The 21,894-nt window shown below is 52.7% G+C and carries 18 protein-coding genes; 11 read left to right on the top strand and 7 right to left on the bottom strand.

What is annotated here, in order from left to right; all coding sequences use genetic code 11:
* Window positions 1-6 precede the first annotated feature (6 nt).
* Window positions 7-744 (bottom strand): beta-glucanase, encoded by a 738-nt coding sequence (gene bglS, locus M2108_RS23370; RefSeq protein WP_277471832.1) that lies wholly within the window; start codon window positions 742-744, stop codon window positions 7-9.
* A 134-nt stretch (window positions 745-878) separates the two neighbouring features.
* Window positions 879-1,601 carry a beta-glucanase gene (gene bglS / locus M2108_RS23365; protein WP_277471807.1) on the bottom strand — a complete coding sequence of 241 codons (723 nt, stop codon included), beginning with the start codon at window positions 1,599-1,601 and terminating at the stop codon, window positions 879-881.
* A 196-nt stretch (window positions 1,602-1,797) separates the two neighbouring features.
* On the opposite strand from bglS (M2108_RS23365), the gene M2108_RS23360 reads away from it, so the two are divergent.
* Window positions 1,798-2,865 carry an AI-2E family transporter gene (locus tag M2108_RS23360; protein ID WP_277471809.1) on the top strand — a complete coding sequence of 356 codons (1,068 nt, stop codon included), beginning with the start codon at window positions 1,798-1,800 and terminating at the stop codon, window positions 2,863-2,865.
* 400 nt (window positions 2,866-3,265) lie between these two features.
* On the top strand, window positions 3,266-5,716 hold the full coding sequence (gene leuS / locus M2108_RS23355; RefSeq protein WP_277471811.1) for a leucine--tRNA ligase: 2,451 nt from the start codon (window positions 3,266-3,268) through the stop codon (window positions 5,714-5,716).
* Between the two features lie 72 nt (window positions 5,717-5,788).
* On the opposite strand, the gene comER is transcribed toward leuS, so the two are convergent.
* A complete protein-coding gene (gene comER, locus M2108_RS23350; RefSeq protein ID WP_277471812.1) occupies window positions 5,789-6,640 on the bottom strand; it encodes a late competence protein ComER in 852 nt (283 codons plus the stop codon).
* Between the two features lie 140 nt (window positions 6,641-6,780).
* On the opposite strand from comER, the gene M2108_RS23345 reads away from it, so the two are divergent.
* The 6 genes from M2108_RS23345 (at window position 6,781) to M2108_RS23320 (ending at window position 12,697) form a co-directional block, all read left to right on the top strand.
* Complete coding sequence (locus tag M2108_RS23345) at window positions 6,781-7,419, top strand: ComEA family DNA-binding protein (protein ID WP_277471814.1); 639 nt, start codon at window positions 6,781-6,783, stop codon at window positions 7,417-7,419.
* Window positions 7,420-7,509: 90 nt separating this feature from the next.
* Window positions 7,510-8,115, top strand: a complete 606-nt coding sequence (locus tag M2108_RS23340; RefSeq protein WP_277471816.1) for a TetR/AcrR family transcriptional regulator — start codon at window positions 7,510-7,512, stop codon at window positions 8,113-8,115.
* On the top strand, window positions 8,096-8,599 hold the full coding sequence (locus M2108_RS23335) for a flavodoxin family protein (protein ID WP_277471818.1): 504 nt from the start codon (window positions 8,096-8,098) through the stop codon (window positions 8,597-8,599). The genes M2108_RS23340 and M2108_RS23335 overlap by 20 nt, the downstream gene beginning before the upstream one ends.
* On the top strand, window positions 8,599-9,255 hold the full coding sequence (locus tag M2108_RS23330) for a flavodoxin family protein (protein ID WP_277471819.1): 657 nt from the start codon (window positions 8,599-8,601) through the stop codon (window positions 9,253-9,255). The genes M2108_RS23335 and M2108_RS23330 overlap by 1 nt, the downstream gene beginning before the upstream one ends.
* An 82-nt stretch (window positions 9,256-9,337) precedes the next feature.
* Window positions 9,338-9,856 (top strand): deoxycytidylate deaminase, encoded by a 519-nt coding sequence (locus M2108_RS23325; protein WP_277471821.1) that lies wholly within the window; start codon window positions 9,338-9,340, stop codon window positions 9,854-9,856.
* Window positions 9,857-9,970: 114 nt separating this feature from the next.
* A complete protein-coding gene (locus M2108_RS23320; RefSeq protein ID WP_277471823.1) occupies window positions 9,971-12,697 on the top strand; it encodes a ComEC/Rec2 family competence protein in 2,727 nt (908 codons plus the stop codon).
* Window positions 12,698-12,960: 263 nt separating this feature from the next.
* Here the strand turns inward: M2108_RS23320 and M2108_RS23310 are convergent, their stop codons facing one another.
* The 4 genes from M2108_RS23310 to M2108_RS23295 form a co-directional block, all read right to left on the bottom strand.
* Window positions 12,961-13,299: a hypothetical protein gene (locus M2108_RS23310; RefSeq protein WP_277471824.1), complete on the bottom strand. Its 339-nt coding sequence runs from the start codon at window positions 13,297-13,299 to the stop codon at window positions 12,961-12,963.
* A gap of 475 nt (window positions 13,300-13,774) precedes the next feature.
* Complete coding sequence (locus M2108_RS23305) at window positions 13,775-15,577, bottom strand: ABC transporter ATP-binding protein (RefSeq protein WP_277471826.1); 1,803 nt, start codon at window positions 15,575-15,577, stop codon at window positions 13,775-13,777.
* Window positions 15,540-17,270 (bottom strand): ABC transporter ATP-binding protein, encoded by a 1,731-nt coding sequence (locus M2108_RS23300; RefSeq protein ID WP_277471827.1) that lies wholly within the window; start codon window positions 17,268-17,270, stop codon window positions 15,540-15,542. Before M2108_RS23300 ends, M2108_RS23305 begins: the two co-directional genes overlap by 38 nt.
* A gap of 35 nt (window positions 17,271-17,305) precedes the next feature.
* Window positions 17,306-18,295 carry a LacI family DNA-binding transcriptional regulator gene (locus M2108_RS23295; RefSeq protein ID WP_277471828.1) on the bottom strand — a complete coding sequence of 330 codons (990 nt, stop codon included), beginning with the start codon at window positions 18,293-18,295 and terminating at the stop codon, window positions 17,306-17,308.
* Window positions 18,296-18,509: 214 nt separating this feature from the next.
* On the opposite strand from M2108_RS23295, the gene M2108_RS23290 reads away from it, so the two are divergent.
* The 3 genes from M2108_RS23290 (at window position 18,510) to M2108_RS23280 (ending at window position 21,352) form a co-directional block, all read left to right on the top strand.
* Window positions 18,510-19,070 carry an RNA polymerase sigma factor gene (locus M2108_RS23290; RefSeq protein ID WP_346780573.1) on the top strand — a complete coding sequence of 187 codons (561 nt, stop codon included), beginning with the start codon at window positions 18,510-18,512 and terminating at the stop codon, window positions 19,068-19,070.
* Window positions 19,067-20,218 (top strand): hypothetical protein, encoded by a 1,152-nt coding sequence (locus M2108_RS23285; protein WP_277471829.1) that lies wholly within the window; start codon window positions 19,067-19,069, stop codon window positions 20,216-20,218. Before M2108_RS23290 ends, M2108_RS23285 begins: the two co-directional genes overlap by 4 nt.
* Before the next feature lie 117 nt (window positions 20,219-20,335).
* Window positions 20,336-21,352 (top strand): LacI family DNA-binding transcriptional regulator, encoded by a 1,017-nt coding sequence (locus tag M2108_RS23280; protein ID WP_277471830.1) that lies wholly within the window; start codon window positions 20,336-20,338, stop codon window positions 21,350-21,352.
* Window positions 21,353-21,894 lie beyond the last annotated feature (542 nt).

Here is a 21,894-nt window from a genome sequence, read left to right as displayed (position 1 = left end):
GATTGATTACTTATCCGACGATTTATCCGGAGTATAGCGGAACTGGTCATAGTAAGCATGGAGCGGGGTTTTGCCGTCATAAGGCTCAAGCCAGGAATCTACACCTGTTCCGTTCCAGAGATTCATCATGATCCGCCCGGGAGTAGAGGGGATATTCTCGGTTGCCGTGTGAACAGGGCGTCCGTCGATATACCAGGTGATCGCATCCTTTTTCCACTCAAAGCCGTACCAGTGAAATTCTTCTGCAGCATCAAAGTCAAGCTCAATTACCTGCTCATGCTCGCCAACACCGTTAGTGAAATAATTGAACTGTACCTGCCGCGTGTTCTTCCCCAGGAATTCAATATCAATTTCATCCCAGGGCTCATCCTCCGAGGGGCCGGTATAGGTGAAGAAGGAGGAGACGATTCCGGGGTTAACGGCCGGCTTCATCCGGATTTCATACAATCCATAACCGTACTTCTCAAGCGAACGGTACTCCGCACCATAAAATTCGCCGGATGCAGGGCTTGTGAGTGAAAGAATCATCTGACCGTCATCGCTGAAGGTGATGTTTTTTTCACTCCAGGTGCAGTTGAACATAGAGCCGTTGGAGTATCCGTCTGTTTTTTTCCAGAACTCTTCGTTAAACCTTGTGAAATCGTCCCCCACACTCCCTGCGGCGGATTTGGATGAAGATGAAGTGATGGCTTTAATGCCAACAACTAGCGATGTAAGAGCCACCACTGCTGCCAGCGTTTTCATGTACTTCCTGCGTATCAATGCGGTTCCTCCTGTATTCTTTTCTTGCTATTATCGTACTTAATGACGGGTACTGCCGCCATACCAATGTGTCAAGCTGAATAACAATTTCTAAAGGTTAAGGCTCTATTCCCTTACTAGTTACCGGTATACTTTAACCAATCATAATAGGCGTATAGCGGATTAGCCCCGTTATATGAACCCAGCCAGGAGTCTACACCTGTTCCGTTCCAGAGGTTCATCATGATTTTGCCGGCGTGTGACGGGATATTGCTGGTCGCCGTATGCTTCAGTGCTCCGTCCACATACCACTTAATGTACCCTGGCTGCCAGTCAAAAGCATAAGTATGATAGCCTTGGGATGCATCAAAGCCAAGATCTACGATTTTTTCATGGCCTCCGACCCCGTTGGTGTAATAATTGAATTGAACCTTGGTTGTATCCTTGCCCAGAAACTCGATATCAATTTCATCCCATGGATTCCCGTCGGAGGGACCGGTATAGGTGAAAAAGGATGAGACAATTCCGCTGTTTTTTGCCGGTTTCATGCTAACCTCATACTTACCGTATCCGTATTTGTATACGGACCGCAGTTCTGCGCCGTCAAACTTGTTGGTGCTGGGGCTGGTCAGTGCCAGGCGAAGCTGTCCGCCGCTTGTAAAGGAGATATTGCCGGCGCGCCAGGTGCAGTTAAACATTCCGCCATTGGAGTAGCCGTCTGCTTTCTGCCAGGTTGCGGAATTAAAGTAGGTCAGGGGCTCATCAAAGACAGTGGCTGCAGAAACGGCCGGTGACCCTGCGAGAATTCCCGTGAGCAGCAGAACGAGACAAGCAACACAACTTTTGAATAACCTGTTCATTAATACATCCCTCCTTAAAGTGAAAGCGTTTTACAATATGTATTTTAGCCAATGCCCCTTCAGGCAGCTATACCAACTTCCGGAGCGGAATAACAAAAAAACAATGTTTTGCATGGGGGACAAGAGTATTTCGCCGCTCTCCCACACATACTGATATTGCCTGCTTGCTCAGAGTGAATCGGATAGGAGGGGTAACATGGAGCAATGGTCCAAAAGTAAAGGGTTCCGCTGGATGATCGGAGTGCTGCTGACCCTGATTATTCTATACTTTGTCTGGCTGCTCCGTCCGATGCTGCAAGGGATTTTTGTGTTCTTAAAAGCCATCCTGGCGCCGTTTCTGGCTGCCATGATTATATCTTACGTTCTGAACCCGGTGGTCAGCATGCTGGCCGGCCGGAAGATGCCGCGCAGTGTGGCGGTGCTGCTGATTTATACGGTATTCCTGACCACGCTTGCTGTGATCGCCATCAACCTGATTCCGATGTTTATTGAGCAGCTTGAGGAGCTGAATGAGCATTTGCCGGAAATGACCCTGCACGCCCAGGGGCTGATGCGCAGCATGAATACCAGACTGATCCCGCCGGGGGTGGAGACAGGGATGAACAACTGGTTTTATCAGCTGGAGAACCGGCTGGCCGGGGGCATCTCCCATTTTCTCGATAATATCGGATCTACGATCGGGGTTCTGTTCAATGCGTTTATCGTGCCGTTTCTGGTGTTCTATATCCTGAAGGATTTCGATGTGTTTGAACGGACGGTGGTATCCTGTCTGCCCCGCTCCCGCCGCAGATCGATTGTCAAGCTATTGAAGGACATTGATGATGCGCTGGGCAATTACATCCGCGGACAGTTTCTCGTCTGCCTCATTATCGGCGTGCTGGCTTATATCGGCTACGTGATTGTGGGCATGCCTTACGCTTTGCTGTTTGCCTGCGTGGTGGCTGTATTTAACATCGTCCCCTACATGGGCCCGTTTCTCGGGGCTGCCCCGGCGATCGTGATGGCCACGACAATCTCAATTCGGCTTGTGCTGCTGGTGGCGGTTGTAAATACGCTGTGCCAGATGCTGGAGAGCAATGTCATCTCTCCCCAGGTTGTAGGACGGAGGCTGCATCTGCATCCGCTGCTGATTATTTTTGCCCTGCTGGTCGGCGGCGAAGTTGCCGGAATGATCGGATTAATTCTCGCAGTGCCGGTCTTTGCCGCCGGGAAAGTCGTGATTCAGCACCTGTTTACCTACTATATCCGGCGCAAGCCGATTTAGGGCGGTAAAAACGTTGACTATCGGCAAATAATTTGTATATAATATTGTGTAATATTTGCTTCACCAAATCGTTATCGATGATGAGGAGTATTAGTTCGCTGGACGTTAGCTCAGAGAGCCGGTGTACAGGTGCAAGCCGGTTAACGAAGCGGATGAACTCACCTCGGAGTAATGGCGCAAGCCGCAGGGTTCTGTAATTGATCAATTGCAGGCCAGTGTGTGAACCGCCGTCGGCTCACCCCCGATAGAGGGTGTCAAAGTGAGCGGCAGACATAGCATGTCCGGCTGCTAACTAGGGTGGTACCACGGGAATTCAGACCTCTCGTCCCTAGCGTTTATACGCTGGGGATGGGAGGTTTTTTTGTTACAGTCAGTAGGACTCCGAGGAGGAAAATGAGAAATGAGCGAAAACCAAACAAGCACAGCAGCCGGAGCCGGCTACCGTGCCCAGACCATCGAGCCGAAATGGCAGAAGTTCTGGGACGAGAACAAAACCTTCAAGACAGGTGAAGATGCGGACAGACCGAAATTTTATGCGCTGGATATGTTCCCGTATCCTTCGGGAGCAGGCCTGCATGTAGGCCATCCGGAAGGTTACACAGCGACAGATATTATCTCCCGCTACAAGCGGATGCGCGGCTACAATGTGCTTCATCCGATGGGCTGGGATGCCTTCGGCCTTCCTGCAGAGCAGTATGCGATGGATACGGGGCAGCATCCGCGTGACATTACCTTTAAGAACATCGATAACTTCCGCCGCCAGATCAAATCGCTGGGCTTCTCCTATGACTGGGACCGCGAGATCAGTACAACGGATCCGGAATATTACAAATGGACCCAGTGGATTTTTATCCAGCTGTATAACCGCGGTCTGGCTTATGTTGCCGAAGTATCGGTGAACTGGTGTGAAGCGCTGGGAACGGTACTTGCGAATGAAGAAGTTATCGACGGTAAAAGCGAACGCGGCGGCCACCCTGTTGTGCGCAGACCGATGCGCCAGTGGATTCTGAAAATTACCGAGTACGCGGAACGCCTGCTCGAGGACCTGGATGAGCTGGACTGGGAAGAGAGCATCAAGGATATGCAGCGCAACTGGATCGGCAAATCCACCGGCGCGGAAGTCCACTTTGCGATTGACGGCCATGATGCAAGCCTGGAAGTATTCACTACCCGCCCGGATACATTGTTCGGTGCGAGCTACTGTGTCCTGGCACCGGAGCACAAGCTGGTGGATGTGATTACAACGGAAGCACAGGCTGCTGCTGTAGCGGAATACCGTGACAAGGCAGCCCGCAAGAGCGATCTGGAGCGTACGGATCTGGCAAAAGAAAAAAGCGGCGTATTCACCGGGGCGTATGCCATTAATCCGGTCAACGGCGCTAAAGTGCCAATCTGGATTGCTGATTATGTACTCGCCGGCTACGGAACCGGGGCGATTATGGCAGTTCCGGGCCATGATACCCGTGACTGGGAATTCGCCAAGCAGTTCGGCCTGGACATCATTGAAGTGGTGCAGGGCGGCGATGTCGAGGAAGAGGCATACAGCGGCGACGGCCCGCATGTGAACTCTGATTTCCTGAACGGGCTGGACAACAAGGAAGCTATGGCCAAAATGATCTCCTGGCTGGAGGAGCAGGGCAGCGGCAAAGGCAAGGTGACCTACCGCCTGCGTGACTGGCTGTTCAGCCGCCAGCGCTACTGGGGTGAGCCGATTCCGATTCTGCATCTGGAAGACGGCACAATGAAGACGGTCCCAGTAGATCAGCTGCCGCTGATGCTGCCGGACGTTGACGCCATCAAGCCTTCTGGCACCGGTGAATCCCCGCTGGCAAACGTAACCGAATGGGTGGAAACCGTTGATCCGGAGACCGGTATGAAAGCCCGCCGTGAGACCAATACAATGCCGCAATGGGCCGGCAGCTGCTGGTACTACCTGCGTTATATCGATCCGCATAATGATAAAGAGCTGTGCTCGCCGGAGAAGCAGAAGCAGTGGCTGCCGGTTGACCTGTACATCGGCGGTGCCGAGCATGCGGTGCTTCACCTGCTGTATGCCCGCTTCTGGCACAAGGTACTGTACGATATCGGCGTAGTGGATACGAAGGAGCCGTTCCACAAGCTGGTTAACCAGGGGATGATCCTGGGGAATAACAACGAGAAGATGAGTAAATCGCGCGGTAATGTTATCAACCCGGACGAAATCGTGGAGGCTTACGGCGCAGATACCCTGCGTGTATATGAAATGTTCATGGGGCCGCTGGAAGCAACCAAGCCGTGGAATGAAAAAGGCGTGGAAGGCGTACACCGCTTCCTGTCCCGCGTATGGCGCCTGTTCGTGAATGAGGACGGCAGCCTGAGCAGCAAGATTACGGCTGACGGCGGAACCGACGAGTTCAAACGCACCTGGCACAAAACGCTGAAAAAGGTCGGCGAGGACTTCGAAGGCTTGCGCTTCAATACGGCAATCAGCCAGCTGATGATCTTCATCAACGATGCCTACAAGCAGGAGACCTTGTCCCAGGAAGCGGCAGAGCACTTTGTGCAGATGCTGTCGCCGCTGGCACCGCACATTGCTGAAGAGCTGTGGCAGCTGCTTGGACATGAGGGAAGCATCAGCTATGTTCCATGGCCGGCTTACGATGAAGCCTGGACAGTAGATGCTGAAGTGGAAATTGTTGTACAGGTGAACGGCAAAATTGTACAGCGCGCACTGGTGGCGGCAGATATGGGCAAGCAGGAAATGGAAGAGCATGCACTGGCCCTGCCGAACGTTAAAGCCGCTGTTGACGGCAAAACGGTCCGTAAAATCATTGCAGTACCCGGCAAGCTCGTAAATATTGTAGTGGGTTAAGCGAAGAACGCAACTCTACCCGCAGCTACGGAGAAATCCGTGCTGCGGGTTTTTTGTTAGAAAGAAGTTTGCCTAAAGGTCAAGCGGGTTCTGAACCATTCCGTCGCGGCCGAAAAAAGCATCCAGCTGCTCCACATCCTCATCATACTTGTCATGAGTGGTCGTAATCAGCCGCTCGAATACACCTTCCAGGCTGGTGCGCAGATGATTCAGTGCTTCTGCCGTGATGCCGCCGCGGACGGCGACACGTTCCTGCAGCTCCTGGGGAGTAAAGGAGCCTTCCGTCAGCAGCTTACCGGTGCCGAGCAGCATTTCACCGGCGAGCCGGCTGACCAGCGCCTCTTCAATGCCGGTTGCGGCAACGGCCGCTTCAATCCACCGTTCCAGGAAATAGCTGAGGAACGCCGGGCCGCAGCTGGAGAAATCCGATGCAATCCGGGTGTGGCTCTCCGGGATTTCAACAGGCACGCCAATGAAGGAGAACAGCTGGAGCAGTGACAGCCTGTCTTTTTTATTTAACCTGCTTCCGAAGATGCAAAGAGAACTCCCGCTCTTGACAGAGTGGGTGATGCTGGGAATAATCTTGGCAATTTTGGACGGCAGAGCGGATTCCAGGTGGTGGAGCTGGACAGGACTTGTAATGGATACGACAATCTGCTCACTGCGCAGGTAAGGAGCAATTTCATCAGTCAGCGCCTTGAACTGCAAAGGCTTGACACACAGAAAAACAATATCGCTGCCTGACGCAGTCTCAATGTTGCTTGAACACACAGTCAATCCGGGGTGAAGCTTCTGAAGTTCCAGCAGCTTGCCCGGGCTGCGGTTGCTGGCCAGTATATTGCCTGGATCAAGCGCTCCCGAACTAAGAAAGGTGTCGATGAGCAGACCGCCCATGCTGCCTGTTCCGATAAATCCCACTTTCATCCTGCGGTAACCTCCTTTCTTATGTTACTGGGCTTACAGGAATACTCTTCCTTCAATGTATGCCGGCGAGTCTTGGACAAATGACAAGTTTAACTCAAGTTTTTGAATAAAATTCCATTCAAATTAAGGAGGATTAGCTGATGAACAAAAGAACGATCGGATGTGCAATCGTTGCTGCGCTGCTGGGCGGCGGGCTGGTCTGGGCTGCGGATCACAGGACTGCGGAAGGAATTGACGGCTGGGGGACACTGAATGCGGGAATGGCGCAGGCGCTGGGAGTAGAGGAAGGAGCAGATGCGGCATCTGCAGGTAAGACGGAAGGCAATGCGGACCCGGCTGGGGCAGGCGGAAATGAAGGCGCGGCGGCAGCTGTGGTGAGCAGCGGAGCTGTGAACAGCGGGACGGCAGAAGCTGCGGGAAGTAGTGAAACGGTGAATGGCAGTGATTCGCCGGGAGCTGAACCTAATGGTGAAGCGGTAAAAGATAGTGATGCAGCGGGAACGGGTGCGCAGGGAACCGCAGGCGGTGGAGGAACAGATGCAGCAGGAATTGCAGGAGCTGCAGGGAGTACGGCCGCAGCGGCGGACGGGAGGGTTAATGTGAATACAGCTGATGCTGCTGCACTGATGAACCTGCCGGGGATCGGAGAGAAGAAGGCTCAGGCCATTATTGATTACCGCAGCAGCAAGGGGGCCTTTCGCAGCCTGGCCGATCTGGGCAAGGTAAAGGGAATCGGTCCCAAAATGCTGGAAAAGCTGGAGGGGCTGGTTACTTTTTAATTAGTAAATAGTGTAAAGTTTAATCTTGACACTGTCAGGTTATAAGGATATATTTACAGTGTAAAGTTTGAGAGAAGGGACAATAATCTTTTGAAGCAGAAACCTTACCATCATGGCGATCTACGAAACACATTGATTGAAACTGGCATTGAGCTGATTAATGAGGAAGGGTTGGGGGGGTTCTCCCTTCGCAAGGTTGCGGCCAAATGCGGGGTTAGCCACGCAGCTCCGTACAGTCATTTCAAGGATGTCCAGCAGCTGCTGGCGGCAATGGCGGATCATGTTACCGAACAGTTTACGGTTTCCCTGCAGGCTTCTGTCGAAGGACAGGAAGACCCGTTGTCAGCAATGGGGGAGCTGGGCACGGCCTATATTGCTTTTTTTGAGCAGCATCCGGCCTATCTGCCGTTTCTGTTCTTTCAGTCGGGCATTACGATTCAGGTGGACGGGGGAGATGAAGGGCTCCCGGCTTACCCGCCGTTTGCGGTATTCCGGACGACAGCCTACCGGCTGTTCCGCAGTCTGGGGCTCCCGCCTGAACGGGACGGTACAATGCTGATGGCTTACTGGTCGCTTGTCCACGGGGTAGCTTCTCTTTTGTCCAGCAGCGGCGTCCGTTATTCGGGGAATTGGCAGGAGGTATGGCAAGTCATTCTTCAATCGGGAGGAACAGAGAATGAGACTGATCGTGCATGATCTGGCGGAGCAGGATTATAACGCCTTGCTCGGCGGCTTCAGCAGGGATAACGACGAAATAATTGGGAATGTGGAAGCCATCCGCCACTGTGTAGGCTGCTTCGGCTGCTGGGTCCGCACTCCGGGCACCTGTGTGCTAAAGGATTCTTATAAGCATATGGGCGAACGGCTTGCCGCCTGTGAGGAATACGTATTCATCACCCGTAACGTGTACGGGGGCTACAGCCCGTTTGTCAGCAATGTTTTGAACCGGACGCTGCCCTATGTGCTGCCTTATTTTCTGACCAAAAACGGAGAGACCCATCATCAGCAGCGCTATCAGCGCCAGATCCGATTCACGGTTCATTTTTACGGGGAAGGCATGAGCGAGGTGGAACGCGAAACGGCAAGGTCACTGGTGCGGGCCAATGCGCTCAATCTGGATGCGTCTGGTTACAAGGTTTCTTTTTACGATACGCTTAACAGCCTCAAGGAGGTGCAGTGATGAGAATTGCGCTGGTTAACGGCAGTCCCAAGGGCGGGGCAAGCAATTCCGGAATTCTGCTGGAAAAGCTTAAGCCGCTTATCGCCGAAGGCAACGAGCTTAATGCGTACCGGGTTAACGTGAAGCCGCTGAAGCCTGAGCAATACCGGGAGCTGAACGAAGCTGACGTACTGGTGCTGGCTTTTCCGCTCTACTTTGATGCCATTCCTTCGCATTTGCTGCGGATGATGGTCGAAATGGAGAAATTCCGGCAGCAGGAGCCGGGCAATCCGGAGCTTATTGTGTATGCGCTGATCAATAACGGATTCTATGAGGGCCATCAGTGCACTATTGCTGCGGATATTGTGCGCAATTGGTGCAGTCGCTGCGGATTCCGCTTCGGAATGGCCATCGGGCACGGGGCTGGAGAAATGTTTAAATCTTTGAGCCAGGTGCCGCTGGGGAAAGGCCCGCTGAAGAATCTCGGCAAGGCGATGGATCAGCTCTCAGCTGCAATTCTCACCCGGAGCAGTGCGGTTTCGCTGTTCATTCAGCCGAATTTCCCGCGAATCGCCTGGCGCATGGCGGCCACCCATTCTTTCTGGCATGCCCAGGCAAAAAAGAATGGGCTCCGGCCAAAGGACCTGAGGAGACAGCCTTTTCAGGAGAGCAGATAAGGTAACCCGGTTAATCATATTGAAACAGTGCCACAGTATGTTACAATAGTGAACAACTATTAAGAGAAAGTGGAGATTACTGATGACTGTGGCCTACCGCAAAAACTGGGATACGTACTTCATGGACATTGCCTGTATGGTCTCCACCCGTTCGCGCTGCCCGCGCCGGCATGTCGGTGCTGTGCTGGTGCAGGGAAAAAAGCTGCTTGGAACGGCATATAACGGGGCGCCGATGGGCGTGCCGGATTGCTCGGAGGCCGGCTGCATGGTTTCTGAGCAATATGAGCGGGAGATTGTTGACGGCGCGGAGACGATGGTGATGAAGCAGCGCTGTATCCGCACCATCCATGCCGAGCAGAATCTGCTGCTGTTCACCGACCGGAGCGACCGTGAGGGCAGCACCGTCTATGTAACGGATGAGCCGTGCTGGACCTGTGCCAATATGCTGGCTAACAGCGGTATTGTCGAGATTGTCTATCTGCGGCCTTACCGCAAGGATATGAAGAAGGTAGAGGCTATGCTGGGATCAAAGGGCATTATATTCCGTCAGCTGGAGAATTACGAGCCGCCGAAGGAAACGATGATTACGGTATCAGAGTAACCGGGATGGCAACTGAATACGATGATTAACAGAGGAAGAACCTCTGCACACGCATGGATTGCGTACGCAGGGGTTCTTTTTGCTGTTGGCAGATTATGCAGGGGAGGGAAGGAAATGAACAGGAAACCGCTTTTAAGCTTCACCATCTGCTGGATTGCCGGCAGCGCCGCGGGCTGCTTGTTTGGCGGATATCAGCTGCTGGCAAGTATCGCAGTCTGTCTGCTGCTGCTTGCTCTCTGGGCGGCTGGAGGGGGAATCAGGTGGAGAACGGCCGCTGTGCTTGTGCTGGCGCTGGCCGCGGCAGCGCTGTATTGGAAGTGGACAGAGGCACGCAATGTCAGCCTGCTGCCGGAGGCGCTGGGCAAGCCGGAAGCCGGACTGAATGAGACATACATAACAGCCGAAGGCGTGGTTGCTTCCCCGGTGGAGCGGGACGGGGACCGGGTGGATTTTACGCTGAAGCTGATAGGGATTACAGGAGATGGGCAGGAAGGGCAGGATGCGGAAGCTCCGGCGGCAAAGCTGCAAGCAGCGGAGTCTATAAACGGGTCAGCGGCGGGCAAGCCGGCAGCGGAAGCTTCAACAGCAGCTGCCGATCCCGCAGGCGAACAGATCGCTGTGCAGGTCAAGCTGCAGGCGGAGAGTGAAATTCTGGTGGCGGCGCAGTGGCAGCGGGGAGACAGGGTAACCGTCACGGGAGAGCTTGCGCTGCCGCCGGTGGCGCGGAACTTTGGCGGGTTTGATTACCGTGCGTACCTGCAGACACAGCGGATTCACTGGCTGCTTAAGGGTGAGGGTGCAGCGAGTGTAACGGCTGTGCCGCCTGTATCCTGGCAGCTGTCCAATATTCTGCGCTGGAATGATGCAGCCCGTGCTGCGCTTGGCGCCGAGATGGACCGGTTATTTAAGGAGCCGCATGCCGGTTATATGAAGGGGCTCGTCATTGGCATTCAGGACGACCTTGATCCCGAGACCTTCAAGCAGTTCTCCCAGCTGGGGCTGACGCATATTTTGGCGATCTCGGGAATGCATGTGGCTGTCTATGTTGGAGTCATCCTGTTCCTGCTGCGGCGACTGCGGTTTACCCGTGAAACGTCACTGACTGTTACTTTGCTGCTGGTACCGGTTTATGTGCTGCTGTCCGGCGCCGGGCCGTCGATTCTGCGTGCCGGACTAATGAGCATGATCGCCCTGCTGGCTGCGAGGCTGGGACTGCTAAAGGATGGCATGAATATTCTCGCCGCTTCAGCACTGATGATGCTGGTCTGGAATCCTTATTTTCTGCTCAGTGTCAGCTTCCAGCTGTCTTTTCTGGTAACGGCCGGATTAATGGTGTATACACCGCTGGCAGCCCCACTGTTCGGCAGGCTCCCCAAGTGGCTGGGCAGTTCCATAACGGTAACGCTGATCGCACAGCTGGTGTCTTTTCCGCTGACGGTGTATTACTTTAACCAGTTTTCTTTGCTGTCTTTTATCGCTAATCTGCTGCTCGTTCCCTTTATTACTTTTCTGGTACTGCCGCTGGGCACCCTTGCGCTGCTGCTTGGACGAATCTGGGATGCCGGTGCTTCTGCGGTTGCAGGTGTAGCAGAGCTGCTGAACAACTGGACCTTTGCGGCTGTAGAATGGGTAAACGGGTTTACAGCAGGCGTGCTGATCTGGGCCTCTCCGTCTTTGCTGTGGATATGCCTTTATTACGCACTGCTCTACGGCCTGCTGTATGCATTGAAGCGGAGGAGGGAGGCGGGATTTATCCCGCAGTATATGGAGGATGAGACCAGGCCGCTGGCTGGGCTTGCGCAACCGGGAGCAGGGGGAGTCCGTGATACATTCCCGTATCCGTCTTATATGGAAGTTCAATCCGGACTGGGCGGCAGTGGTTATGCAGCCATACTATGCGCTGCGGCACTGGGTTTACTGCTGTACAAGGGTTACTACACGGAACAGCTGAACGGTGCGGGAACCATAAGCTACCTTGATGTAGGCCAGGGTGACAGCATTCTGATTACGACACCGGAAGGGGCTCACATTCTGGTCGACGGCGGCGGAACGGTAAGCTTCGGTAACAGAGAGGAGTGGCGCATCCGCCGCAGCCCGTTTGAGGTGGGAGCCAAAACCCTGCTGCCGCTCCTGAAGCAGAGGGGGATTCACCGGCTGGATGCGGTGATCCTGACCCATGGGGATCAGGACCATATGGGCGGACTGCAGGCTGTGCTGGAAGGAATACCGGTATCGGCGCTGCTGTTCAACGGTACGCTGGCCGGTACGGAGTCTTACGCCAAGCTGATGAACACGGCCCTTGCCAAGGGTGTCCGGCTGTATGCTGTGCAGCAGGGAATGGTGCTGGCTCCGGATAAAACGACGGAGCTGCATTTTCTCTGGCCGGAACCAATGAGGGCAGCAGAGCCGCTGCTTCCGGAAGTGGAGGAGCAGAACCATGAATCGGTGGTGTTCCGGCTGGAGATGAACGGCCGCAGCTTTCTTTTTACGGGAGATATGGATGAAGCGGCTGAGGAAGAGATTATTCAGGCTGCGCAGCAGGCTGGAATCCGGGAAGCAGGACCTATAGATGTGCTAAAAGTAGCTCATCACGGAAGCAAGACGTCTACAGGGGCAGCCTGGCTGGAGTTCTGGAAGCCAGCTTCTGCAGTAATCTCTGCCGGAGTCAACAATCTGTACGGCCACCCGAATGCCGGTGTGCTGGAACGGCTGGAGGAAGCGGGAGCGGCAATATACCGGACGGATCTGCACGGGGAGGTGCAGCTTAGGGTGGAGGAGGAGATCCGTATACGGTATAGGATAAATACAAATGAGGTTAAAAGTCATCAGAAGCCTGACTAATTAAGCATACGAGTGCCAGTAGCCTGTGAAGTGACAGGGTAGGGCTATTGAGCGCTACCTGCAAATGGAATGGGATGAACTCAAATAGAGCCGTTCTTCAAGGGAGAAAATTCCTTGAGGATAGCCTGAGCCATTATTTGCCCAGAGGTTTTTGGGGCAACCATTCCAGGTAAACCAGACGCAAGAAGCGCTTTTATACCAAGCTTTTCAGCATAAAAGAGAAGGGATACCCGATAATTCGGCGTATCCTTTCTCTTTTTTTGTTATTGTTTTAATGTTAAAGTTTCTGAATGATCATCCCAACTTATATCTATTTTTATGCTACTATCTTTAGACACTGTGCTATTCATTTTGTTTACTGGAATAGTAATTGTGCGGTTTAATAAGCCTTCTTCTTTTAATATTATACTTCCATCGTTCACGGTTACAGTATAACTACCTACATCTTTCCAATTATCGAGCTTATAATAAAGAGTTAACTTACTTGTTTCTCTTTGGCTATCTAAGGTAACTCTATAATCACCCTTCCAACTATCACTCTCTCCTTTTAATACAAAGCCATCACTTGTGCAACCAGTTAAAAGTACAAAGAGTGCAATCATTAAGATCGTGAAGAATTTGGTTTTAATCTTCTCTCGCCACCTTATGAATTTTGTATAAATTATTTTAACATAAATCCATAAATATAAAAAGATTCCAAAAGCGCATTTGAAAAATGAATGTTTTAAAATAAGTTGGTTTTGGGAGAATTGTTTGTTGCTTCTATTTTTGGTATGTTATAACACTCAATACAATGAACTAAGTTCCATTGCAGCAGAATGAAATATAAGATGTATCCTCCATTATGTAACTCTATCCGTGACATGTTTATGATGAAGCACTTAATTATTTAGAAGACTGGTATGAGCAATCTAAAAACTCTAAACCTGCTCGAATAGTTCTTAGCAGCATGGATTTGTCGTCCTTTAAGAAAACAACTCCGCAGAGAAAAAGAGCTAACTCTTAAAAAATCCCCAAGCAGGAGAACTGCATGGGGATTTTTGTGAGCATAATAAATAAAACACGCTACACAGTCTCTCAAGAACTCACCACATGCGCCCGGCTCTCCCTCAGCAGCCGGGCATAATAGCCCTCCCGCTCGAGCAGCCTGCGGGGCGGCCCGGACTCGGCAACCCGCCCGTTCTTCATCGCGATGATCAGGTCCGCTCCGGCGATGGTGGACAGCCGGTGGGCGATGATCAGTGTGGTGCGCTCGCGGGCCACGTTGTCGATGGCCTGCTGGATCAGCTTTTCCGTGCGAGTATCGATGTTCGCGGTAGCTTCATCCAGCACGAAGATCGCCGGATCATGGGCAATGGCCCTGGCGAAGGAGAGAAGCTGCCGCTGTCCGGCTGACAGTGTTCCGCCCCGCTCGGTAACCGGCTCGTTGATGCCGCCGGGGTAATCCTGCACGAACTCAATGGCGCAGGAGGCCTGCAGCGCATGCTGTACAGTTTCTTCCGCAATCTCATCGCCCAGCGTAATGTTATCGCGGATCGTGCCCGAGAACAGGAAGACATCCTGCAGCACAACGGAAATGTTCCGCCGCAGATCATCCAGCCGGATATCGTTGACGTTGATGCCGTCGATGAGGATTTCTCCCTTTTGCACCTGGTAAAAACCGTTGATCAGACTGATAATGGTCGTTTTGCCCGCACCAGTCTCGCCGATGAATGCCGCGGTCTGCCCTTTGCGGATCACAAAGCTGACGTCCTTCAGCACCCAGTCGGTATCCTTGTAGGCAAACCAGACATGGCGGAACTCAATGGTGCCGTCCAACCGCTCCACAGCGACTCCGCTCTCCGGCTGCTCCAGCCGTTCCTCCTCGCGAAGCAGCTCATCGATGCGCTCCGTAGATACCAGCGCGGATTGAATGGAGGTATATTTGTCCGCAAGATCAGAGACCGGGGCAAAAAACTGCCGGATATAGGTCGTGAACGCATAAAGTACACCGATCTGCAGCACGCCGCCGGAGATTTGGCCGACACTGAACCAGACAAGAATGGCAATCGCCAGACTCTGGAACATATCCGATGCCGGCTTCAGGATACTGTTGAGCCGCACCTGAATCAGCGTGGTCCGGAAGTAGTCCCCGTTCAGCTTCAGGAACTGCTCCTCCTTCTCTTTTTCCGCACGGAAGATCTGAATGACCCGCATCCCGGCAACGCTCTCGGCAATAAAGCCGTTGATCTGGCCGATGTAATGCTTCATGTGGAAGAAGTTCTTTTTGATTTTGTTTTTGATGAACAAGACCAGGAATACAATCACCGGAATAACGGTAAAAGAAACAAGCGTAAGCTGCGGGCTAAGCATCAGCATGGCGTATATAATGCCGATCAGCAGCAGCACATCCTTAACAAGCGAAATAATGACGTCTGTATACAGGTCGCTGACCTCAGCGGTGTCATTCGTCGCCCGGGTAATGAGCCGGCCGGACGAGGTGCGGTCGAGAAAGGACAACGGCAGCCGCTCGATAATTCCGAACACCCTGACCCGCAGATCATGGATCAGGCTCTGTCCGGCTTTGGCCACAATCAGCGCCTGCAGGTAAGAAAAGCCGGAGCCCGCCGCCGACACCAGCAGATACAGCAAGGCCAGACCAAGAATAGAATCAAGACCATGCTCTTCCGCACCGCCGATCAGAAAATGGTCAATAACCCGCTGCAGCAGCAGCGGCTGGACCAGAAAAGCGGCATTAACAATAACGACGCAGACGCAAGCCAGGAGGAGCTGGAGCTTATAAGGGGCGGATAACCGCAGCAGCAGCTTTACTGCGCCGGACCCAGACTTTTTGGGACGCGGACTAATGGCCGTCTTCATGCTGTTCCGTGTAGATATCAAAGTACAGTCCTCCTTTCGTAAGCAGCTGTTCATGCGTACCGCGTTCGGCGATAACCCCTTTGTCGAGCACGATAATCTCATCCGCTTCCTTAATGGACGAGATGCGGTGCGAGATCAGAATATTGGTTTTGCCTGCACGGACCTGCTTGAGGTTCGCCAGAATCTGCCCTTCCGTCACACTGTCCACTGCCGACAGCGCATCGTCCAGAATCAGAATGGCCGGATCACTGATTAGGGCGCGGGCAATGGCCAGCCGCTGCTTTTGTCCGCCTGACAGATTGACGCCGCGTTCCCCGAGAATCGTATCATAGCCGTCCGGAAAGCCGCTGATGCTGTCAGCGATCAGTGCGGACTCAGCCGCCTGCCGGACCTCAGACTCACTGTAGCCGTCTTTGAAAAAGGCGATATTATCCTTAACTGTAGCGGCAAAAACAAAGCTGTCCTGCGGCACATAACCCATTCCTCCGCGCAGCGCCTCAACCCTGTAATCGTTGATATCCCTGCCGTCCAGGCTGATCTGCCCCGGCTCCACATTGTAGAAGCGGAAGAGCAGCGAAGCGAGCGTGCTTTTACCGGAGCCGGTACGGCCGATGATGCCAAGGCTGTGTCCCCTGGGGAGGCAGAGCGAGATGTTGTGCAGGGCAGGCATATCCGAGCCATCGTAAAAGAAGGTCAGATTACGAAGCCGGACCTCTCCTTCAGGCTGCACCTCTGCCGCCTGCGGCGAATCCGTAATGTCAGGCTGCACCCGCAATACCTCATACAATCTGCCCAGAGAGGCTATTCCGCGCTGGATCGTAGTGACGATTTTGCCGATGGACACGATAGGGCTGATGATCAGGCTCAAATAACCGTTAAAAGCGACGAAATCACCGACACTGATGTCCCCGCGCATGACCAGCCGGCTGCCGTACACCAGATTAATGACAAAACAGACCGCAAAGCCGAATTCGATCATCGCCGGCAGCGCGGCAGAGATACGGATCAGATCCAGATTGGCCTGTTTCATCTTGCTGCTCAGCCCGCTGAAGCGCTCCATTTCCGAACGCTCCTGCACATAGGCTTTGATGACACGGATTCCTGAGATATTTTCCTGAACCTTGCCCGACACGGCGCCGAACTGCTGCTGGACCACTCTGAACCGGGTCTGAACCTTACGGCTGCTGAACAGCATAATCACAATGATAAAAGGCAATGGGGCAAGTGTAGCCAGGGTAAGACGGGGATCGACTGTAGCGAACATGAAGTAAATGGAGGAGCAGCAGATCACAATGCCGTTGAACGACATCGCCGTAGCCGGACCGAACGTCATCCGTACCGCGGAAATATCATTGATGGCATAGGCGATCAGATCGCCTGTCTTGCGGCTGTTATAAAAGGAGGGAGAGAGCTTCAGATAGTGCCGGACCAGCTCTTCCCGCAGGTAACATTCGAGGTTGCGTGCGCTTTTGATAATGATATTTCTCCATAAAAAAGTGCAGGTGAACACGCCGGCGGCAATCAGCAACATCCACAGCACCTGAAGCTGCACCTGCCGGGTGTCAAAGCCGCTGACCTTCATTAAATCCACTGCGTGGCCCAACACTTTAGGAAAAAGCGTCTGGATAAAGGAGGCGGCGAACATAAAAGAAAACCCGATCAGATAATCAGTCTTGCGGGCTTTGAAAAAACGCAGCAATATAGAGGATTTCATTGACATCCCACCTTTTGAAAATACACCTGCCAGTCTCAGATGCTCCTTACGGATTCTCTTTCCACAAAAGTGCTAAGCACAGCAATATTCTCCGCAGGCTTCTGCGGATCGGCAATCCGGTTGAGCAGTGTGGCTACCACTCTCTGGCAGGAGTAATCGATATTCAGGTCCATCGTAGTAAGTGGAGGTGTTGAAAGAGCGGATATCTCCGTGTTGCCGCTGCTGAGAATGGAAACGTCCTCCGGTACCTTGATCCCGTGCTCCTGCAAGAGACGGATCAGCTCTACGGCCGTGAAGTCATGCTCACAGATAAAAGCGGTCGGAAGTCCTCCGCCGGCAATCAGCCCGGACAGCCTGCTCCCAAGCGCCTCATCACGCTCCCAAAAAAGCGCCCCGTCAGCCGGCAGGCCATGCTCCTCCAGCGCGGAGGTGATGCCTGTTTTCTTTTCCTTGTTGCGGTAGGCGCTAAGATTACCTACAAAGCCGATTGCGCGGTGCCCGCGGCCGATCAGATATTGGCACTGCTTGTAGCCGGCGTGCAGGAAGCTGAACCACACACTGTCGTAATCATAGGCCGGTGAGTAACCCACATACAGAATCAGAGCCGGAATCTGTTTATGAATAAAGGAAATGTAGTCACTGTTAAACCGCCCGATAAAAATGACCCCGTCGAACTTGTAGCCTTTACTTAAACGGTAGGGCAAAGCCTGCCTGTTCTGGTGCTCCTTATCGACAAATTCAATGCTGTAATCCGTGTCGGCCTGCTGCAGCGCCTTTTCGATTCCCTGAACCTTATAGCTGAAGTTACTGTTGTCATGCTGATACGGCTTCTGGTGCAGTACCAGAATTTTCGGAGGAGCTGCCTTGCGGGGCCGGATATAACCCATCTCCGCTGCTTTTTGCACAATCTTGGCTTTCATTTCCTCGCTGATGCCGCCCTGATCCGCCAGCGCTCTGCTGACTGACACCGGTGACAGCCCGAGTGCATTGGCGATTTCGGTGAGCGTTACTTTTTTGCTTTTCACAATAATCCCCCGTTTTTGCTGTACAACACAGCAGCTTATGCCTGATTACTGTTATTATATTCCTGTATTACACAGGATACAACGCAAGAAAACGACAAAATGAACGTAAAAAACTATTTTTTTTAAGTTAAAAGTGCAAATTATTTTCGGCGTATAAGGATTAAGTATAATGTTTGGAAGATTGAGGGAACCAAATGCAGTCCGGAGAGTCTTATTGACCAAAGAGGTGAGTGAGAATATGCACAGTGAAGAGTTACCGTATGCCGTAGCCTATGCGCCGTCCATGACGCTGCGGGAAATGATGGAGACTTACGGGCGGGATGTGTGGAATTATGCGTATTTCCTGACCGGCAGCCGGGAGCAGGCGAATGACATCAGCCAGGAGGTATTTCTGAAGGCACACCGCAATATTGGCAAATACCGGGGCAGCGCCACCCTGAAGACCTGGCTGCTGACGATTACCCGTAACACTGCATTCAGCTGGAGACGGAACAGCTTCTGGCACCGGTTCATTCCGCTGGGAAAAGGCCAGGCTCCCGGACAAGCATGGTCTGCCGAAAAAGAAGCGCTCAGCAAGCAGTATGTTAACCGCATCTGGGAGCTGATTATGGAGCTGCCCGATAAGCACAGGGAGGTGCTGGTGCTGGAGATTCAGCAGGGATTGTCCACTGCGGAAATGGCCGCCCTGCTCGGAGTAGCCGAAGGAACCGTGAAATCCCGGCTGTCCCGGGCCAGGGAGAAGATGAGAAAAGCGCTGGAGGAGGATGAGCGATGAAGCACAGACAGGCAGAGGATGAGGCGGAAGTAAAATCAGAGAAGCCCGAATGGTACAGGGAGGCTGGACGCGGCCCGTTCGCGGAAGACGGATTCACCCCGCAGCTGATGGCCCGGATTGAGCTTGCTGCCGAGCGCCGTAACGGGGCAGGGAAGGTTATTATGCGCAGGCGCATTGGTCTTGCTGGAGTGACGGCAGTTCTGCTGCTTGGAGCGCTGCTGTGGCCGCTAGCGGGCGGGGACGGAGAGGGTTACACGGCTCAGATAAGCTCCTTTTTTGGCAAAAAGAATGCTGCAGCGGTACCGCCGTCTGCCTCCCCTTCTGCAACGACGTCCGCAGCAGCCGAGGCTTACAATCCGCCGCTGGGATCGGCCGAATTTGAGCTGGGTGGTGTAAAGTATTATATGCCGCTGCCGTCCAATGTGGCTAAGACTTATGCGCAGGTACTGGAAACACCGCTGGGGATTGTCTGGTCACCGCCGCCGCCGATGACGGATTACCTCAAGCCGAAATACACACGTAATACGGAACCCTATTCACTGTACCTGACTCCTAAGGGACATGTGGAGCTCTCGGCGGATTCCGCCAAAAGAATATATACTTTTCCTTTGTATGTAGGGAGTGCACAGACTTATTTTGGTCTGGGGCAATTTTATAGTGCAGGAGATTATCTTCTAGTGGCACACTATTCCTACAGGCTCGGGGAGGAGCGGGATTTTCGGAAGTGGAAACTTTCCAGAATAAATCTTAAAGAAGCGGCTGCAGGCAAGGTATCTGCTCCGGAGGAGATACTGAATTTAGATGCTTCGTTTACCGTTTACAGATCCTTTATGGCTATTAATCCCGACAGGGAGGAGTTATTGGCAGTTAATTATACGGAGGACGGAAAAGGCGGGTATATTCAGAAGAACAAGCTCTATGATATTGCCGGCGGAAAAAGCCAGCTCCTCAAGGAGGAAGTATTAATAGAGAATAAAGAAAAACCGACTGTCATTCTGTTTAGCCAAAATGTTTATAGTGTTCTGGAGGGTTCTGGAGTTGCCCATTATGAGCTCAATGGAAAGAAATATACTGCGGAGATCGTGCTGTTTACGGGGCAGCAATGGTATTACGACTATCAGTCTCAGGAATATAAAAAAGGCGGTTAATTCCTCTGCAGTAAACAATAAATTTAGTTCATTTTATCTGGATAATTTACTAAAAAAAAGCTATACTTTTGATAATATCAAAGGTATGGCTTTTTTATGCGGAGTGGAGCGGAAAAGATGAAAAAACTGACGATTGAGGATGTGGCCCGGAAGGCGGGAGTCTCGAAGAGCACAGTCTCACAATTTTTGAATAAACGGTTTAAATACATGAGCGAAGCGACCAAAAACCGGATTGCCGACGTAATCGAGGAGCTGAATTATCAGCCGAACGGCCTGGCCCGCAGCCTGAAGCAGAACCGCACGCATATGGTCGGGATCATTGTCGCCAATATTGACTACTCGCTTTCGATCCAGTGCATTCGTGCAATCGAGAATGAGCTGCAGCGCCGGGGCATTCAGGTCATTATCTGCAATGCCGACGAGAACGCGGATAAGGAAAATACGTATGTGGAGACGCTGGTGGCGCGCCAGGTGGACGGGCTGATTATTTTTCCGACCGGTCACCAGTCCTCGGCTTACACGCGGCTGATTGAGGCGGAGTATCCGCTGGTGTTCATGGACCGGCTGGTTGAGGGAGTAACGACCCAGAGCCTGCTGCTGGACAATGAAATGGCCGTCAAGACAGCGGTGAAGGAGCTGACCCGCAACGGCCATGAGGCCATCGCCATCCTGTCGTTGCCGCTAGGGGAGAACGCGATTACTCCGCGCAAGGAGCGGATGAGCGGCTATAAGAAGGCGATGGAGGAGGCGGGCCTGCCGCTGAATGAGCGTTATATGTGCAGCGTGCCCAGGGAGCGGATTTCCGCCGCGCTGGATGAGCTGCTAAACGGGCCGCAACCGCCGACGGCGCTGGTAGCCGCCAATGACCTTGTGCTGGGCGAAATCCTGAAATATGCGAACCGCCATTCGGTTGATATTCCCGGCCGCTTGTCCGTTATCGGCATTGACGATGCCGAGTTTGCCCTGATCTACAACCCGGCGATCACGACTATCCGCCAGCCGGCCTACGAGATGGGGATGCAGGCGGCGAAGATTATGCTCTCGCTGATCGAGGATCAGGATGCTGCGGTGCCGATTACGTACCGCTTTCCGCCTGCACTTCAGCAGGGGCAGTCTGTACGGCCCCCGGTGTAACGAAGTTGGAGTAAAACGGTTTATTCTCTTTACGCCTGCTTGGGCCTAAATTTACGAGCTGTGCTGCCTGTACCGAAGTTTGTTTTGGACAAGTTTAGAAGTTGCTTATGGAGGGGAGCACAGCTTCCCTCTTATTTGAGTTTATGTCGATTGCGATTCGGAAGTTTGCTAGATTAGAGTAGCTTGAGTGGGTTATGCGTGGGTTACATGCCTGGAGAACTTTGCGATAGTGCAGATGAGGTGGTTTAGCTGGAGTAAAGGAAAAATCCCATTAACTGAGCTGTAGAAGGTCAGTTTGCGGGTGAATAGAGGGAGAAATCCCATTAACTGAGCTGTAGAAGGTCAGTTTGCGGGCGAATAGAGGGAGAAATCCCACTAACTGAGCTGTAGATGGCCAGTTGGCGGGTGAATAAAGGGAAAAATCCCACTAACCGAGCTGTAGGAGGTTGGATTGTCAACAGTAAATCAGACAACTTTTTTAAGGGCTTCTTGACGATACTGAACAGGCGTTAGGTAACCCAATGTGCCATGAATACGATGCT

Source organism: Paenibacillus sp. PastM-3 (assembly GCF_029893965.1).
Taxonomy (GTDB): domain Bacteria; phylum Bacillota; class Bacilli; order Paenibacillales; family Paenibacillaceae; genus Paenibacillus_AQ.
The sequence above is the reverse complement of the archived record's forward strand: the minus strand, read 5'-3'. Positions and strand labels throughout refer to the sequence as shown.

Coding starts and splice junctions, on each gene's coding strand:
- comER (WP_277471812.1), bottom strand. CDS start 6,640: ATGAAAGTGGGATTTATCGGAACAGGCAGCATGGGCGGTCTGCTCATC.
- M2108_RS23345 (WP_277471814.1), top strand. CDS start 6,781: ATGAACAAAAGAACGATCGGATGTGCAATCGTTGCTGCGCTGCTGGGC.
- bglS (WP_277471832.1), bottom strand. CDS start 744: ATGAAAACGCTGGCAGCAGTGGTGGCTCTTACATCGCTAGTTGTTGGC.
- M2108_RS23335 (WP_277471818.1), top strand. CDS start 8,096: ATGAGACTGATCGTGCATGATCTGGCGGAGCAGGATTATAACGCCTTG.
- M2108_RS23310 (WP_277471824.1), bottom strand. CDS start 13,299: ATGATTGCACTCTTTGTACTTTTAACTGGTTGCACAAGTGATGGCTTT.
- bglS (WP_277471807.1), bottom strand. CDS start 1,601: ATGAACAGGTTATTCAAAAGTTGTGTTGCTTGTCTCGTTCTGCTGCTC.
- leuS (WP_277471811.1), top strand. CDS start 3,266: ATGAGCGAAAACCAAACAAGCACAGCAGCCGGAGCCGGCTACCGTGCC.
- M2108_RS23320 (WP_277471823.1), top strand. CDS start 9,971: ATGAACAGGAAACCGCTTTTAAGCTTCACCATCTGCTGGATTGCCGGC.
- M2108_RS23360 (WP_277471809.1), top strand. CDS start 1,798: ATGGAGCAATGGTCCAAAAGTAAAGGGTTCCGCTGGATGATCGGAGTG.
- M2108_RS23280 (WP_277471830.1), top strand. CDS start 20,336: ATGAAAAAACTGACGATTGAGGATGTGGCCCGGAAGGCGGGAGTCTCG.
- M2108_RS23325 (WP_277471821.1), top strand. CDS start 9,338: ATGACTGTGGCCTACCGCAAAAACTGGGATACGTACTTCATGGACATT.
- M2108_RS23285 (WP_277471829.1), top strand. CDS start 19,067: ATGAAGCACAGACAGGCAGAGGATGAGGCGGAAGTAAAATCAGAGAAG.
- M2108_RS23300 (WP_277471827.1), bottom strand. CDS start 17,270: ATGAAATCCTCTATATTGCTGCGTTTTTTCAAAGCCCGCAAGACTGAT.
- M2108_RS23330 (WP_277471819.1), top strand. CDS start 8,599: ATGAGAATTGCGCTGGTTAACGGCAGTCCCAAGGGCGGGGCAAGCAAT.